Raw genomic sequence first — 16,779 nt, 5'->3', positions numbered from 1 at the left:
CGATCCTATGTCGTTCGTCGCCGGGATGGACAGCCAAGAACGTTAATTGTCTGAGGTCTTTGCCGCACCACTTGGATCGACGAGCCTTGCGATCAGAGCGCTTTGTGTGATTTGTCCGACCAGCGCTCCGTCCTGCGTAACCCCGATCGTCGCGTCGTTATTGGCAAGCACATCCATCAGGTCCACAATGGCGGTATCTTCGGGCACCGTTTCCATTGGCTCGCCGGTTGCGGGCTCCATGACGTCCGCAGCCGACAGCACGCCCAGCGGGTTCATATGCGCCACGAAATCGGCGACGTATTCGTTGACCGGTTGGGTAAAAATCTCGCGCGGTGTGCCGCATTGCACAATCCGCCCACCTTCCATGATTGCGATGCGGTTGCCGATCTTGAAGGCTTCGTCGAGGTCGTGGCTGACGAAAATGATCGTCCTGCGGATGCGCGCCTGAAGCTCAAGAAGTTCGTCCTGAAGCTTGGTGCGTATGAGTGGATCAAGGGCCGAGAACGGTTCGTCCATGAGAAGGATTGGCGCTTCGGTCGCGAAGGCGCGGGCCAGTCCCACGCGTTGTTGCATTCCGCCTGACAACTCGCCGACACGACGGTCCGCCCAATCGGACAGCCCGACGAGCTCAAGCTGTTTCTTCACCCGCTCGCTACGTTCCGCCTTTGGCAGTTTTGCCAGTTCCGGGCCAAGCCCGACATTCTCTGACACGCTGCGCCAGGGCAAGAGGCCGAACTGCTGAAAAACCATCGATACGCATTCACGACGCACCTTTCTTAGGTCCTCAGCCCCGGCAGATGTGACGTTGCAACTCCACTCCCCATCGTGGACCGTGACCGAGCCGCGCACGACCGGGTTCAGCGCGTTCACCGCGCGCAGAAGCGTCGATTTGCCAGAACCTGAAAGGCCCATAAGTACCAGAATCTCACCCGTTTTGACCTCGAGTGAGCAGTTGTGAACCCCGAGGATCTGCCCGGTTTCTTTCTGTATGTCGGGACGCTCTCGGCCTTCATCCATCAAAGGTAACGCGGCTTTGGGGTTATCACCGAAGACGATGGAAACGTTGTCGAATATGACAGCGGGCTGTTGGGTCATTTCTTGCGCTCCACTCGCAGCATCCGGTCGAGAATGATTGCGACAACGACGATGACAAAGCCGCTTTCGAACCCGAGAGCCGTGTTGACTTGGTTCAGGGCACGCACCACAGGCACACCCAAACCGTCCGCCCCGACAAGCGCCGCGATAACGACCATTGAAAGTGACAACATGATTGTCTGATTAAGCCCCGCCATTATCTGCGGAAAGGCATATGGAAGCTCGACCTTCCAGAGTATCTGCCGCCCGGTCGCTCCAAAGGCTTGCGCGGCCTCAAGCAGTGCCTTGGGCGTTGCGGACACCCCAAGATAGGTCAGCCTGATCGGCGCCGGTACGACAAAGATGACCGTCGCCAGAAGGCCCGGCACCATCCCGATGCCAAAAAATACGATTGCCGGGATCAGGTAGACAAAAGTCGGCAGGGTTTGCATCAGATCCAGAACCGGACGCATGAAGGAATAAAGCTTTGGTCGGTGTGCGGCCGCGATGCCAATCGGCACGCCAACAGCCATACATACGATACAGGCGGACAGCACCAGAGTAAGGCTTTCGGTCGTTTCCTCCCAATACCCTTGGTTGAGTATGAACAGAAAGCCGATTACCACCAGTACGCAGGTTTTCCAGTTACGCTGCAATAACCAAGTGAGCAGGGCAAAGACGCCGACAATGATTAGTGGGTGGGGGGTTTGCAACACCCAAAGGATGCTGTCGATCAACGCGTCCATCAGGTCCGACAACGTGTCGAAGAACCACGCCAGATTGATTTGCATCCAGTCAAAAATGTCTCTTGCCCAAATGCCGATCGGAATCTTGTTTTCGGTCAGCCAATCCATGCCGCCCCCCTATATTGGCCGACCTCAACAGAGCCGGGGTTTCCCGGCTCCTCGTCGTCTTTTTACTTTAGTTTTCAAGCGCTGATTTGACCGCCATCATCGCGTCACCGCCATCTTTCGTGGTGACGCCATCCAGCCAGCCATCGAGCACGCCTGTGTTAGCCGCAAGCCAGGTTTTTGCTGCATCGCCGGGTTCTTGGCCGTCATCAAGGATGGCGCCCATGATCTCGTTTTCCATGGCAAGGGTGAATTCCAGGTTTTCAAGCAGCTTGCCGACGTTCGGGCATTCGCTGACATAGCCTGCGGAGGTGTTGGTGAAAACCGTCGCACCACCCAGGTTCGGGCCAAACCAGTCATCGCCACCCTCAAGATAGGTCAACTGGAAGTTGGCGTTCATGGGGTGCGGTTCCCAGCCCAGGAAAACCACCGGCTCGTTTCGCCGATCCGCACGTGCGACCTGCGCCAGCATACCCTGTTCCGAGCTTTCAGCGACTTCAAAACCACTGAGTCCAAAGGCATCGTTATCGATCATTTCCTGGATAAGACGGTTGCCGTCATTGCCAGGTTCGATGCCATAAATCTTGCCTTCCAAGGCGTCCTGATGCGCGGCGATATCTGCGAAGTTGCCGATCCCCAGGTCTGCTGCGGCTTGGTTCACCGCAAGCGTGTACTTGGCCCCTTCGAGGTTCGCGCGCACCGTATCGACGGTTCCCGCCTCGCGGTAGGGTGCGATGTCCGCTTCCATCGTCGGCATCCAGTTGCCCAGAAAGACGTCGATATCGCCATCGGCAAGGGATGTGTAGGTCACCGGCACGGATAGGATCTTGATATCCGTTTCATAGCCAAGCGCCTGCAGAACCGTTGTCGTTGCTGCAGTTGTCGCGGTGATGTCCGTCCATCCCACATCCGAGAATGTAACGGTATCGCAGTCCGCCCAGGCCGCGCCTGCGCAAACGGCAATGACTGTACTTAGTAGCGTTGATTTTCTCACTTGAGCCTCCCAGTATTATTTTTCACGCTCAGTAAATGCGTCATTGTATTGTTACGCAAGCAGAAAGCCGGTCAGCGGGAAGATGGCCCGGCTGTCGGGACCAAAATAACTTCCAAGTGGCAGTGCCTTGTAACTTTGAGACCCCAGTTAGCGGTTCAAACCTGGAAAGCCAACCGCTGTAATACGAGAAACACAAAACCCTGCCGTCCTGAAATTAACCTGAAACCCCGGAGTTCGGTAAGCCGCCCTCTGCAATGCAGCGGACGGTCGTGCCACGATCGCGCGCAGCGGCACTTGGGTACGCGTGCAGGTGAATCCACGACGGCGACTTTCAGATTTCGTTTGGTCTGTGTGTTGGAACGCTTTTGGATGCCTCCCGTATAATAAAAAGCACATAGCACGAGAGGATGGCTGCGGCGAAACACCAGATCGATGTGAAGGCATAATGCGCGACTACAAATCCACCAATGACTGACAGAGTAGTTAGAAACCCGAACATTCTTACGGCACTGATCGAAGACAGCAGAATGGGCGCGCAAACGATAATCGCATAGACTCCGCGGATGAGCGTTCGCAGCATGATGCTGTCCCACATCAGCGGCGAGCTGTAGTGAATCGAGTGTTGTACAATATGGATTGGAAGCGGCTCATCCAGAAATAGAAGGGGGGCGAACAAGAAAGCCCCAAGCAAGGCGCCCAATAGGGAAAAAATCAGAAAAATGCGTTTCAGATGCCGCTTTGGTTCGACAAAATATGCGGAAAGTGGAACCCAAAAAGGCCAAAAGAAGTAGGCAAAGAAAAGGAAGCCGATGGCAAACCAATGTGTAGTCTCAGGTCCGCCCTGTCCAAGACTAAGCCAAAGCCCGCCTTCCAAAGCTTGCTGAATTCCAAAAAACAACGGGAAGACGGCAAAGCCCAAGTATTTGCGGTTATATCGGCTGGCGGTTGTCAAAGTGATTGCGGCGACTGGCATCAAAACGGCTGCTGTCGCAAAACTTGCAGAGGCTGAAAAGCACACAGGTCTGTCTCTCCCTTCTCCAACCGCTCATGTCGGGCCGCTGCGGGGGTCCCTTGGTTGCGAACTCTGTCTTCGCGGTTGATCTCTGAACACCAAAAGCTACCGGTTCAGCCTTGCCTGAGGGATCAGGCCACAGAACACAGTACGTCCCACAACGTCCCACCGAATGCGCTTTGTTGCTAGCAGGCGGTGCGCGCCATCGCTTTGATTTGCCTCAATCTGCGTGCGCGCTCGCCTGAGCGGCGGATAATGGATGCAAGGCGCAGAGGATGGCCAAGCGTGCTATCACCATTTTTCTCACTTACTATCGAAAAACGAGCGTCGGCTACGTTCGTCAGCCTGGCACAAGGCGGTCTCCGGGGTCATATCTGACCTTTCGCGTAGGAGGGGGCCGCTTCCTCAGTCCTGTACACAAGAAGTTTGTCAATGCGGCGCCCGTCCATATCGATAACCTCCAGCACCCAGCCATCAACAACGACGAATTGCCCGACCTGTGGAAGTTTCGCCGCATAATCAAGAACGAGCCCAGCAACCGTTTCAAACTGAGGTGTCTGTTTTAGTTGCAGGCCCAGACGATCCGCGAATTCGTCGACCGGCATCCATCCGGCCACGATAAGTGAGCCATCGTCTCGCTCGATCACTTTAGGCTCTGCCTGCTCGGTCTCGTCAAACCCGCCCGTGATGGCACCAAGGATATCCATCGGTGTAACGATCCCCTCGAAATGCCCGTATTCGTCAAACACAAGCACGATGTGAACCGCCGCGTCCTTCAGTCGTTCGATGACCTGGATCGCGGGCATCGTGTCGTTGATGATAGTTGCCGGCTGCATATACGCCCGCGCATCGAAGCCTTTTTCCGGAGCGTGCAGCAAGTCTCGGCTGTGTAGCACGCCAATCACATCGTCCGCGGCACCATCCCGCAACGGCAGTCGGGACCGGCCTGAGGCTTGGAAGCGGGCGAGGATGGCCGCCTTGTCTTCCTGAGCGTCGGCAATTTCAAGATCGTGGCGGGGTGTCATCAGACCCCTTGCGGTCCGGTCAGCGATACGCATTACCCCTGCGATCATTTCCGTCTCGGCTTTTTCGATCACGCCAGCGCCTTCTGCCTCAGCGATAAGCGTTCGGATTTCCTCTTCGCTTACCCCGGACTCTCGGCGGCCAGACTGGCGGAAGACGGTGAGCACCAGCTTGCCTGACCGATCGAGAAACCAAACCAACGGTAGGGCCACAATCGACAGAAACCGCATTGCGGGTGCGACGCGGGAGGCGACCGCCTCGGGGTTGGACAATGCGATTTGTTTGGGCACCAGTTCGCCCACAATCAGCGACAAATAGGTGATGACGACAACAACGATCCCGACGCCGACTTGGGTGGCGTACCGCTCAGGCAGACCAAGCCCGGGAAGGGCTTCGGCCATTCTGATACCTAGCGTTGCACCTGAAAACGCGCCAGACAGAACACCCACAAGTGTTATGCCGATTTGTACGGTCGACAGGAACCGCCCCGGCTCATCAGCCAAGCGCAGAGCAACTTGCGCACCATGGTCGCCTCGCTCAGCCCGCGTCTGCAACCGCGAGGGCCGCGAAGAAACGACCGCAAGTTCAGACATGGCCAGAAGGCCGTTCAGGCAAATGAGGGCAAGAAGGATAGCAATTTCGAGATACATGCAAAAACCAATTTGACCAAAACGAAGCCAAGGAAACGCGCCGAATAGAATATCCGTCACAATCCCCATCTGCAAAGGCTTTGCGGCTTCTAAAACTGCAAACGAAGTTGCCCGTGTTGGGGGCAAGAAATAGTTTGCTCGCAGCTCAGTGGAAACGCGGGGGGAATTTGGCTCCGGCGGTAGGGATCGAACCTACGACCAATTGATTAACAGTCAACTGCTCTACCGCTGAGCTACGCCGGAACTGAGGGGCGTATAACAATCCCGATTTTTCCCGTCCAGAGGGGAAAGTAACGATTTCGCAAAAAACTTATGGCGGTTCAGGTTTGCCTTTTAAATTCGACGTTTACCGAAAGCTGTCCTTGTGCTGAGACCTGATGTTTTCCAAGCAAATCGATGAGGTGAGCGAAAACATTTCTTTCGGCAGCAGGTAGCAGGGCGGCTGGAGTCTCTACATAGATTCTCCGGGCCAAGTCTTTGGCTGTGCCGGGCTGATCTTCCAGCGCCGACAAGATCTGCGCCTCGCGGGTCAGGCGGTGATTGATCAGCCAATCCAACCGCGCGCCGGGTTCGGTGATCGGCGCGCCATGCCCGGCGTGAAAGACCGACCAATCACGTGAGCGCAGGCGGTGGCAGGCTGTCATGAAATCGGTCAGGTCGCCGTCCGGGGGCGAGACAAGCGAACTGGCCCATCCCATCACGTGATCCCCGGTAAAACAGACATCGCCCCAGCCCAAAGCGATATGATTGCCCAGATGACCGGGCGTATGAATCACCTCAAGCTGCCAGCCCGCACCAGAGATAAGCGCGCCGTCTGGTAGTTCGCTATCTGGGCGGAAAGCGGTATCAATGCCTTCACCACCACCCGCCAGCCCGTTCTGAGCAAGTTCAGCCATGACCATGCTGCGTCCGGCGTCGGGCCCGCCAAAGGCCAGAACCGGTGCTCCGGTACGGTCGGCAAGTGGACGCGCCAAGGGTGAATGATCCAGATGGCTGTGTGTGACGATGACATGGCTGATCCTCTGACCGGGCTGGACCGCATCCAGAATCGCGTTCAGATGTGACTCGCTTAGCGGCCCGGGGTCGATTACGGCAAGTTCGGTTGCGCCCAACAAATAGGTGTTGGTTCCGCGATATGTCATCGGGGATGGATTCGGGGCCAAAATACGCCGCAAACCCGGCACAAGCTCTATAGCTACGCCAGTGGGTGGGTTGAAATCGTCAGGAGCCTGCATTCTGCGCTCTTTCTCTTGTCGTAACAGCCCGTTAGGTTTAGCGCATGTCCGCGGATTGGCTCAAACCCTATATGCCGCGCAGCCTCTATGCCCGCGCTGCGCTGATACTGGTCCTGCCGGTGGTTGTCGTGTTGCTGGTCGTTGGGATCGCATTTCTGCAAAAACACCTGGAAGACGTCACCGAACAAATGACCCGCGCGGCGTCGCGGGAAGTTCTTTTGGTTGTGGGCGTGATGGAGGGCGCAGAAACGCAGCAAGAGGCCCTGGCGGCCGCGCGTCCTGATTTGAAGGCGCTGTCCATGACAGCCAGTTTCCTAGGTATCAACGAAGAACCCATGATCGGGCAGCGTCGCTGGTATGATTTTATCGCGCCGCGGGTCGAGGCCGACCTGAGGGCATTGTTGCCCGATATCGAGGGCGTAGCTTTGCCCAGCGGTCAGGAAGCAAGGTTGTACATCAATACTGATCTCGGATTGCTGCAACTGAAGTTTGACCGCCGTCGGCTGTCCCCGGCGGCGCCGCATCAGTTGATCGTGACGATGGTGTTTTTTGCGGTCGTCATGACAACAATTTCTTTCCTGTATATGCGCAATCAGTTGCGTCCGATCACCCGGCTGGCCGAAGCTGCGCAAGCTTTCGGTCGGGGTAGGGTGGTGCCGTATTCGCCCGGCGGTGCGATCGAGGTCCGCGCCGCGGGCAGCGCTTTTCTGGACATGCGCGCACGTATCGAACGCCAGATGGAGCAGCGGACCATGATGCTGTCCGGTGTCAGCCATGATTTGCGCACGCCGCTAACGCGTCTGAAATTGGGCTTGTCGATGTTGCCCGAGGATGAAGCCGCGCCCTTGAAGCAAGATGTTGACGAAATGCAGCTACTGTTGGACTCGTTTCTTGAGTTTTCGCAGGGGACAACCGAAGGGTCCCCGGAAACCGTTGAGCCGATAGCGTTGATTGAGCAAATCGTGAAAGACGCATGCAGAGCGGGGCATGAGGTTGCCCTTGTTTCGGTCGAGGGGGAAGGCACAATTGCGCTACGTCCGACCGCGATGCGGCGCGCCGTGGAAAACTTGATCGGAAACGCAGTCCGCTACGGTGAACGCGCCGATATCAGCTTGTCTATAACGCCAAAATCCATGCGCATCCGCGTTGAAGATGACGGGCCCGGCATCCCGCCCGAACAACGGTCTGAGGCGATCAAGCCATTCTCGCGCCTTGATCCCGCGCGCAATCAGAACAGGGGCAGCGGTGTGGGACTAGGTCTTGCCATCGTCTCGGACATTGCACGCGCCCATGGGGGCGTACTGCGCCTGAGCAAAAGTGAGCGTTTGGGCGGCCTTTGCGCCGATATCATCATCGGTCGCTAGGCGCTGTTCCGGTAGATTCGCCGCATCACAAGCGGGGTCAAGTACATGGGAATCTGGTAGGCACCGATAAAAACCATGATCGGTTCGGTGATCTCGGGTGCAAGCGCGACGAAAAACAGCGCTATGTTGCGATTGCCCGCGATCAGCGACACCGCGGTCGCCTCCCCCGGTGAAAAACGCATACGGGACAGCTGATAGCAAATCAGCTGTAACCCAAAATTGGCCAGACAGGCGAAAGCAATCCACAGCAACGCTCGCTTTGGATCGGTCAGAATGACTTCGCTGAGTGATGGCATCAGACCAATTACAAAAACGGCCAGCGTGATATGTGCGAGGCCATCAAGGGCGCTTTCGGTTTTGGGCGATGGATTGCGCAGAAATGTGTGATGGACAAAGATCGCAGCCATCGTTGCAAGGACAATGGTGATCAGCAACCTTGCCGCTGCCCACATCACGGCACCGATTCCATCCAGTTGCGGCGCCAGCCAGAAAACCGGCGCCATGGTCAGGGGCAACAATGCCGTTCCAATCACCAACAAACGAAAGGCGTATTCTGATGGGTAGCCCATCATCCGGCACATATTCGGGCTTCCGGCAATCGACGGGGCCGCAGTCATGACCAGCAAGGCGAACAAGGCAGGTGAGTCCAGCCACCCGCCCAACGCGCCAACCGCCAGTACGGTCAAGGGCAAGGCGAGTTGCAGACCGAAGACCCCCATCACAACCCGGCGCAAATCATGCAGCGACCCGAATATGCGCCTCGGTTCCATGCGCAGCACAGTAACGAAAAGCAGCAACACCACCATCGCCGGCAGAAACGGGCGCATGGGCTGAGCCAAACCCGGCAGCAGTAACCCGGCAAACAAACCCGTCAGCAGAACATAAGGCCCGTTGCGGGCGGCGATCAAAAGCGGGTTCAAAGATGCTACCCGGTCGGGCTTTGGCGCAGGTTGTCCGGCAGCCACGTTGCCAGTTCCGGGAACCAGATCAGCACGAAAACCATCACCACCATGATCAGAAACATCGGGATCGCGGCGCGGGCGATATAGCTCATCTCGTGATTGGTCATGCCCTGCATCACAAACAGGTTGAACCCGATGGGCGGTGTGATCTGCGCCATCTCGACCACGACCACGATGAAGATGCCAAACCAGATCAAATCGATCCCGGCGTCACGTATCATCGGCTCGACCACGGCCATGGTCAGCACGACCGAAGAAATACCGTCAAGGAAACACCCCAGAATGATGTAAAAGACCAGCAGCACCATCAGCAGTTCGAACCGGGTCAGGTCCCACTGGGCAATCAGATCGGCCAATCCGCGCGGTAGACCGGTAAAGCCCATCGACAGGGAAAGAAACGCCGCACCCGCCAGGATCAGCGCGATCATGGCGCTCGTGCGTGTTGCTCCCATTAGGCTTTCGGCAAAAGTCTTCCAGCTAAGCGAGCCCTGACTGGCAGCCAGCAGCAGCCCTCCGATCACGCCAAAGGCGGCGGCCTCGGTCGCTGTGGCATAACCCAGATACATTGATCCGATCACAACTACGATCAACAGGATCACCGGAAGCAAAAAGCGCGAATTCCTGATCTTTTCGGCAAAGCTCAGTTTGTTTTCCTGATCCGGGGCCCAGTCTTTACCGATCTTCGAATAAATCGCGACATAGCCCATGAACATGAAGGCCAAAACCAATCCCGGCAGGATACCTGCAAAGAACAGCTTTGTGATCGATTCGTTGATGGTCACGCCATAGACGATCAGCGTTAGCGACGGTGGGATCATAAGCCCCAGAGTTGCCGCGCCGGTCAGCGTGCCTATGATCATGCGTTCGGGATAGTTGCGCTTGCGTAGTTCTGGGATCGACATCTTGCCGACTGTGGTCAGTGTGGCCGCTGAGGAACCGGACACCGCTGCAAAGACCGTGCATCCCACGATATTGGTATGCACCAAACCGCCCGGCAGGGGGCCCATCCACGGTGAGAGGCCTTTGAACATATCTTCAGATAATCGCGTTCGGTACAGGATTTCACCCATCCAGATGAACATCGGCAGCGCCGTCAGCGTCCACGAGGAGGAAGCCGACCAGATCGTCGTGATCATGACATCTCCGACAGGGCGGGTGGTGAACAGCTCCATCCCGACCCAGGCGACGCCCATCAGGGCGAGGCCGACCCAGACGCCGGTGCCAAGCAGAGTGAACAGGACAAAGAGAAAGAGGATGATGATTGACGCGTTTTCCATGCCCTTACTCTCCGTGGCTTTGATCGGCGAGATCGCGGGTGATGCGGTGGTCGCCCCGGAACAGAACATGGATCAGGTGATCGGTCAGCGCGATGGCCAGAATGACTGCGCCGATCAGCATGGCGGATTGGGGTATCCAAAGGGGGGTTTTATCTTGGCCCTGGCTGATGTCGTTGAATTTCCAGCTCCAATAGACAAAGCGGTAGGCGTACCAGCAGAAATACCACATCACTGCGGCACCGATGGTGAAGCACCAGACTTCAATAACACGGCGGAACTTGTGCGGCACCGCATTCAGCAGGATCGAGACACGGATATGACTACCCCGATTCAAGGCGTTGGCAAAAGCCAGAAACGAAGCTGCGGCCATTGCGTAACCGGCGTAGTCAGGCGCGCCGGGAAAGACCTCACCCGTCCAACGGGCCAGCATCTGCACCACGATCAGGACCAGAATGGCAACCAGGCTCAGCGCGGCCAGAACGCCCGCCGCCAGATAGATGAAATCCAGTACGGACCGAAGCCCTCGCAATGCTGCCATACCGTCCCCGCTTTTGTTTTGTTCGGATAAAGCACGGGCGGCAAATCACTGCCGCCCGCGTCAGATAGGCTACTGCTGCGCACGGAAAGCGTCGACGATGGCTTTGCCCTCGTTACCCGCCGCTTCCAGCCATTCGTTGGTCATGGTGACGCCGATTTCTTTCAATTCGTTGACCATCTGCTCCGAGGCCGGACCAACTGTCATGCCACCATCGCGCAAGCCTTGCAGAGTGAACCCGGTGTATTCCTTGGCACGCCAGTTGCCCGCATATTCGGCCAATCCCGCACAAGCCTTGATGACGTTCTTGTTGGCATCAGACACGCCCGACCAAACGTCTGAATTCACCATCACGTAGTTACGCGGCAGCCAGGCATCCACTTCATAGAAATAGTTCAGGCTTTCCCAAACCTTGCGATCATATCCGGTTGAGCCCGATGACACCATCGAGTCCGCCACACCGGTCGCAAAGGCCTGGCTTATCTCAGCTGCTTCGATTGTCACTGGCAGCATGCCTGTCAACTCGGCCAGGCGCGATGTGGCATTGTTGTACGAGCGGAACTTGATGCCTTTCATATCCGCGACCGAGTTAACCTCGTTCTTGAAATACAATCCCTGCGGCGGCCAGGGAACAGCATAAAGCAGTGTCAGGTTCTGTTCGGCCAGAAGACTTTCAATCGTGGGCTTGGCGGCTTCCCACAATTTTTCACTGTCATCGAAGGATGTGGCGAGGAATGGGATCGAGTCAAAGCCGAACAGCGCGTTTTCATTCTGATGACCGGACAGTAGACGCTCACCAATCGGGGCTTGCCCGGTTTGGATGGCGCGTTTGATGTCCGCGCCCTTGAACAGTGACCCCGAGGGGTGGGTTACGATTTCAATCTCACCGCCGGTGCCGGTTGTTACGCATTTGGCGAACTCAGCGCCGGTCGCGGAATGGAAATTCGACGCCGAATAGGCCATCGGCATGTCCCATTTTTCGGCCGCGACCGGAGCGGCTGCGGCCGCTGTCAGTGCCGTTGCTGCCAGAAGGCTTGTTAGTTTTGTCATTTTGATCTCCCATTTAGTGTTGGTTTTGCCGGTGTTGTTCACCGGTTGTTAGCCTGTGTATCTTGACGGTGCGTAAACGCTGATATCCGTGTTGGGTGTACGTCCGCCGATCATTTGCGCCAAAAGACGCCCTGTTTTTGGCCCGCCTGTAAGGCCAATGTGATGGTGGCCAAAGCCCATATACGCACCGCTCACCCCCGGAACCTCTCCGATGATCGGGATCGAGTCTGCAGGCGCTGGCCGGTGCCCCATCCATTCCACTTCGTCCTTCCAGGTCACGCCGGGAAAGGCCGCCCGGGCGTTGTTGCGCATCAGTTCGAACGGAGCCCGCGAGGGCGGCGCGTCCAGCCCGCCGAACTCCACTATACCGGCCAGCCTTATGCGGCCATCCATCGGTGTGGCCACAAACTTGCCTGAGGCCACCATAACCGGACTTCTCGGCATTGCGGAAGGTTCCACCAATTCAAGATGATACCCGCGTTCCGTTTCCAGCGGAACGGAAACACCCAGTTTGCTGGCCAGAGGCCCGGACCAGACGCCGGCGGTAACAATGGCGGTGTCGCAGTGAATTGTTGCGCCGCCCGCCCGGACACCGGTGACCTTACCGTTTTCGCGTACCACGTCGTCGACAGCGGCACGGATGGTCCGGCCACCATTGACCTCGACATGCGCGGCTAGGTCTTTTACGTACCGACCGGGGTCGGTGATGTGGCCGTGATCGCCCAGCCTTGCGGCAAAGCCGATATCCTGGCTGAAGATCGGGTCGTAGGCGTGGAAAGCCTCGCCTTCGAGTTCTTCCCATTCAAACCCATGTTTGCGCCGAATACCCCAGCCAAAGGCGTCGCGTTCGAAATGTCGGCGGTTTTCATATAGAAACAGGTAATCCGATGGGACGATCCATTTTTCGGCCCCGGTGCCTTGCGCCAGCGCCTGATGATCGTTCAGGCTGTCGCCGACTATGGGCGTAAGCGCTGCGGCGATGCGGTCCACATCCTTCGCGTTTGCATGTTTCAGGTACCGGACCAGCCAAGGCAGAAGCTTGGGAAGATAGCCCCACTTCAGGAACAATGGCTGCGACGGATCGAACAGCATTCGCGGCGTTTTCCCAAGCAATCCTGGAACCGTAACAGGAATGATCGAGCAAGACGCGAGGACCCCTCCATTCCCGTGTGAGGTGCCCTCGCCGGGCCCAGCTTTGTCGATAAGGACCACGTCATGCCCGTCCCGTTGCAGCCAGACCGCCGCCGACACGCCAACAATGCCGGCACCGATGATAGCGATCGTTTTTCGCTCGTTCATGCTGCCACCGCCTTTACCACGGCATAGTGGTCTAGCTTGCCCAGATCCGGGCGGCCGCCCAGCCCGGGCGTTTCGGGGACTATGACCTGCCCGTTTTGAACATGGAACGGCTCTTCAAGAATGTCCTCTTTCAGGAAATATGAGGCTTGGTAGAACTCACACCCAAGTTTGATTTCAGGGGTCGCGGCGATCATGTGGGTTCCGGCCAGATGGGCCAGACCTGCCTCGAACATATCACCGCCATAGGCGCTAAGCCCATGGGTGGCGGCGATGCGAGCCACCGTCTGACCGCGGCTAAGCCCACCTGATTTCATAATCTTGACCGAGACACCATCGCAGATGCCCTCACGCGCTGCGCGTTCCATGTCTTCTGGTCCAAATACGCTTTCATCCGCCAACAGCGGCACAGGGATCTGACCACGCAGTTCAGCCATCATCCCAAACAGATACGCGCGAACAGGTTGTTCGATGAAATCCGGCTTGAATTGGGCGATGTCACGCAGTTGGGCCGCGGCGGTTTCGATTGACAAGCCTTGATTATAGTCGACACGTACCGAAAACTCGGGGAAATGCTGCGCCAAATGTTCCAACCGCATGATATCGAACGCGTGGTCTTTGAAGCCCGTCTTTACTTTGACGGTGCGAACGCCATCCTCGCGCAGCTGGCCCAGCAGGGCAATATCCTGTGTGAAATCAGGGTTGGCGATTGAACAGCTTAGTGGAATTTCATTCCGGCACATCCCACCCATCAGCGACCAGACTGGCAAACCGCTTATGCGTCCGGTCAAATCCAGCAGGGCAGCCTCCAATGCGGCTTTGGCTTCAGTGCAATGGGCGACGGCACAGGCGGCCCTGGACATGATCGCGGACCGATCTGCGACGCAAGATCCGATGACCAATGGGCGGAGGTATCGATCAAGCGCCGCAAAGGTTGCTTCGGGCGTTCCAGTAAAGACGGACCACGGCGACGCCTCGCCAAACCCTTCAGTCCCATCGTCTGAGGTCAGGCGCAGAATCACCACCTCGCAGTTGCCTTGGACCGACCCGATCCCGTGGTTGCGCCGTGATCTGACAGGCAGCTCAAGGTGCCAAAGGTCAAACCCCGTGATGGTCTGGTTCAAATTGCTCATCGGTCCCCCGGTTGTTGTCAGGAACCGTGCCAAGGCAGCTATATCATTTCAAATACTATGTTATAGGAAGGGTATCAGATAAAGTGATGAGTCAAGGGCGATGTCCATTCGGTTCAGGCAATTACAGGCGTTTCACGCCATCATGGAGACAGGGACAGTGACCGGGGCCGCGTCGGTGCTGGGTATCTCGCAACCCGGTATCAGCAACCTTTTGGCGCAGTTGGAACGCGAAGCCCGATTACCATTATTCGAACGCAGCAAAGGCCGGTTGCTGCCGACGCCAGAGGCCGATCTGCTGTATCGCGAGGTTGATACCGTCGTGAGGGGGTTAGATCATGTGGCGCAAGCCGTGACGGATTTGCAAAACAAACACCCCGGTCAGTTGCAGGTAGCCGCGCCGCATATGCTGTCTTTTGGCTTTGTGCCCCGTGAGATCGCGCGTTTCGCGGCCAACCGCCCGAATTTGTCGGTCAGCTTCCAGTCGCAATACTCCTCGAAGATTCAAGAATGGGTGATCTCGGGCCTGTTCGAAGTGGGCGTGGTTGAGGTGCCGATCTTGCACGACACGCTCAACTCTCAGGTCTTCAGGTTCGAAACGGTGGCCACATTTCCCGAAGGCAGCCATCTGGCCCGATACGATGTGCTGACCCCTGAGTTGCTAGAGAATGAACCCTTTATCGTGATGGGGCCAGAGCATCAGACCCACCGCGGGACACGTGATGTTTTTCAAGCGGCCAATCGGACGTGGAGAACGCAGATTCACACGCATTTGTCCGAAAACCTGTTAAGCTTTGTCAAACAGGGCCTGGGGGTTGCGGTGATTGATCCTTTCACGGTCAGCTTCGATGCCGAGGGGGGATATCAAACCCGACCCTTCCGGCCCGCGGTCACTTTGGATCTTGCCATAATCACTGCGAAGGGGCGCCCGCTGTCGACAATTGCTCAAGAATTTCTGGCCCAGCTCACGCCAGCGATGCAGGCATTCTCCTTACAAACGGACCCGGCTGGGGACATGGTTTAAAGTGTTGGTTTTAGTGGTAACTTTTAGCTCTGGAGCGCGTACAGATTTACCTGTTGACCTTTATCTGTACTGCGGGAACTCTGCGTTTCGCGCGTCGAAACATAACTCTGACTACAACGCGTGACACTGAAAAGCGGGGGGTGAGTGATGATCGCAACTGGCGGAAAATCGATATACGGCGCTTCGGTGGGTATTTTGATGCTGGACGCGCGCTTTCCTCGCATTCCGGGTGACATGGGCAACGCATTGACCTGGCCGTTCCCTGTACACTATCGCATCGTTAGGGATGCCTCGCCCGATCTGGTCGTGCGCCGCGGAGCCGAAGGAACGCTGGATGCCTTTATTGCTGCTGCGCATGAGTTGGTGAAAGACGGAGTGGACGGGATCACCACCAATTGCGGGTTCCTGTCGCTGTTCCAAAAAGAGCTATCCGAGGCGGTGCCAGTACCGGTCGTCACCTCATCGCTGATGCAGGTCGAGATGGTGAACAGGGTTCTGCCTGCGGGAAAACGGGCAGGGGTGCTAACCATATCAGCCTCGACCCTCACCGACGCCCATTTGCGCAGCGCGCGGGTTCCCAAAGGCACGCCCATCGGCTCGACCGAGGGAGGGCAGGAATTCACCCGGGCAATTCTGGATAACGAATTAACGCTAGACGTCGAAAAAGCCCGCGCCGAAAACGTCGAGGCTGCGCTTGCGATGAAAGAAGCGCATCAAGACCTTGGTGCGTTAGTGTTGGAATGCACGAACATGTGCCCATATGCCGCCGACATTCAACAGGCAACCGGACTGCCGGTTTACTCTATCGTCTCTTTGGTCAGCTGGTTTCAGTCTGGGCTACAGCCAAGAGCATACCGGGACAACTAGGGCGGGCGCGCGACCGTCTTTTGCATCGGGGCGATCAAAGTATCAGGCCGGCCAAGTGTTATCTTTGGTGAAACGATTCGGTTCGGTCGACGTCGTTTGAAACGAGCGTATCTTGAAAAGCCCATGCTGGGCAGATGCTTAACAACAGTTGCCTGATGTATGATTTTGAAAGGAATAGCCGTAATTCTCGACGGCTGCTCACCTAGGGGATGAGGGACTTGAACCCCCAGCCAAAGCGTTATGAGCGCTCTGCTCTAACCAATTGAGCTAATCCCCCAGGAGCAGGCGTTGGTTACAGCAATGTTGCCGCGACGCCAAGGGTGATCGATCGATCTGATCGAATTTTCTTGCAAGCCCCTCCATTGTCAATCGGGCTAGTAAGAAGTTCGTCGATTTCCCGGTCTCAAAGCCTTTTGCTTGTCGACAGGATCAACC

General features: G+C 56.9%; 15 protein-coding genes and 2 tRNA genes. 3 read left to right on the top strand and 14 right to left on the bottom strand.

From position 1 onward, the window contains the following. Positions 1–42: 42 nt before the first annotated feature. The 7 genes from choV to LCM21_RS02035 all read right to left on the bottom strand — a co-directional run bounded on the left by choV (position 43) and on the right by LCM21_RS02035 (position 6,839). Positions 43–1,095, bottom strand: coding sequence for a choline ABC transporter ATP-binding protein (gene choV / locus LCM21_RS02065; protein WP_224889103.1), 1,053 nt, complete (start codon positions 1,093–1,095; stop codon positions 43–45). Beyond that, positions 1,092–1,928, bottom strand: a complete 837-nt coding sequence (gene choW / locus LCM21_RS02060; protein ID WP_224889102.1) for a choline ABC transporter permease subunit — start codon at positions 1,926–1,928, stop codon at positions 1,092–1,094. The genes choV and choW overlap by 4 nt, the downstream gene beginning before the upstream one ends. A gap of 67 nt (positions 1,929–1,995) precedes the next feature. Next, positions 1,996–2,919 (bottom strand): choline ABC transporter substrate-binding protein, encoded by a 924-nt coding sequence (locus tag LCM21_RS02055; RefSeq protein WP_068331472.1) that lies wholly within the window; start codon positions 2,917–2,919, stop codon positions 1,996–1,998. Positions 2,920–3,250: 331 nt separating this feature from the next. Continuing rightward, positions 3,251–3,937 (bottom strand): DUF6629 family protein, encoded by a 687-nt coding sequence (locus LCM21_RS02050; RefSeq protein WP_319003898.1) that lies wholly within the window; start codon positions 3,935–3,937, stop codon positions 3,251–3,253. Between the two features lie 362 nt (positions 3,938–4,299). Then, a complete protein-coding gene (locus LCM21_RS02045; protein WP_224889100.1) occupies positions 4,300–5,604 on the bottom strand; it encodes a hemolysin family protein in 1,305 nt (434 codons plus the stop codon). A gap of 168 nt (positions 5,605–5,772) precedes the next feature. Further along, positions 5,773–5,847 (bottom strand) — tRNA-Asn (locus LCM21_RS02040). A 77-nt stretch (positions 5,848–5,924) separates the two neighbouring features. Next, positions 5,925–6,839 (bottom strand): MBL fold metallo-hydrolase, encoded by a 915-nt coding sequence (locus tag LCM21_RS02035; RefSeq protein ID WP_224889099.1) that lies wholly within the window; start codon positions 6,837–6,839, stop codon positions 5,925–5,927. A 44-nt stretch (positions 6,840–6,883) separates the two neighbouring features. Here LCM21_RS02035 and LCM21_RS02030 point away from each other — a divergent pair, with 44 nt between their 5' ends. Next, entirely contained in the window at positions 6,884–8,203 is a 1,320-nt protein-coding gene (locus LCM21_RS02030; protein WP_224889098.1) for an ATP-binding protein, read from the top strand. On the opposite strand, the gene LCM21_RS02025 is transcribed toward LCM21_RS02030, so the two are convergent. From LCM21_RS02025 to LCM21_RS02000, 6 genes are all read right to left on the bottom strand, one after another. Beyond that, a complete protein-coding gene (locus tag LCM21_RS02025; protein WP_224889097.1) occupies positions 8,200–9,168 on the bottom strand; it encodes an AEC family transporter in 969 nt (322 codons plus the stop codon). The two genes, LCM21_RS02030 and LCM21_RS02025, sit on opposite strands and share 4 nt — an antisense overlap. Beyond that, positions 9,129–10,442, bottom strand: a complete 1,314-nt coding sequence (locus LCM21_RS02020; protein ID WP_224889096.1) for a TRAP transporter large permease — start codon at positions 10,440–10,442, stop codon at positions 9,129–9,131. Before LCM21_RS02020 ends, LCM21_RS02025 begins: the two co-directional genes overlap by 40 nt. Positions 10,443–10,446: 4 nt before the next feature. Continuing rightward, entirely contained in the window at positions 10,447–10,980 is a 534-nt protein-coding gene (locus LCM21_RS02015; protein ID WP_224889095.1) for a TRAP transporter small permease, read from the bottom strand. Between the two features lie 69 nt (positions 10,981–11,049). Next, a complete protein-coding gene (locus LCM21_RS02010) occupies positions 11,050–12,027 on the bottom strand; it encodes a TRAP transporter substrate-binding protein (RefSeq protein ID WP_224889094.1) in 978 nt (325 codons plus the stop codon). A gap of 48 nt (positions 12,028–12,075) precedes the next feature. Beyond that, complete coding sequence (locus LCM21_RS02005) at positions 12,076–13,326, bottom strand: NAD(P)/FAD-dependent oxidoreductase (protein WP_224889093.1); 1,251 nt, start codon at positions 13,324–13,326, stop codon at positions 12,076–12,078. Further along, positions 13,323–14,456, bottom strand: a complete 1,134-nt coding sequence (locus tag LCM21_RS02000) for an enolase C-terminal domain-like protein (protein ID WP_224889092.1) — start codon at positions 14,454–14,456, stop codon at positions 13,323–13,325. The genes LCM21_RS02005 and LCM21_RS02000 overlap by 4 nt, the downstream gene beginning before the upstream one ends. A 100-nt stretch (positions 14,457–14,556) precedes the next feature. On the opposite strand from LCM21_RS02000, the gene LCM21_RS01995 reads away from it, so the two are divergent. Next, positions 14,557–15,477, top strand: a complete 921-nt coding sequence (locus LCM21_RS01995) for a LysR family transcriptional regulator (RefSeq protein ID WP_224889091.1) — start codon at positions 14,557–14,559, stop codon at positions 15,475–15,477. 147 nt (positions 15,478–15,624) lie between these two features. Next, the gene (locus tag LCM21_RS01990) at positions 15,625–16,344 is read left to right on the top strand and encodes an aspartate/glutamate racemase family protein (protein WP_224889090.1); all 720 of its coding nucleotides are present in this window, start codon (positions 15,625–15,627) and stop codon (positions 16,342–16,344) included. Between the two features lie 203 nt (positions 16,345–16,547). Here the strand turns inward: LCM21_RS01990 and LCM21_RS01985 are convergent. Next, positions 16,548–16,621, bottom strand: a tRNA-Ile gene (locus LCM21_RS01985). Positions 16,622–16,779: the final 158 nt, after the last annotated feature.

The sequence above is a fragment of the Ruegeria profundi genome (assembly GCF_020171505.1).
In the GTDB taxonomy this organism is placed as follows: domain Bacteria; phylum Pseudomonadota; class Alphaproteobacteria; order Rhodobacterales; family Rhodobacteraceae; genus Ruegeria; species Ruegeria profundi.
Note: the sequence above shows the minus strand (reverse complement) of the source record. Positions and strands in the feature narration are given on the sequence as shown.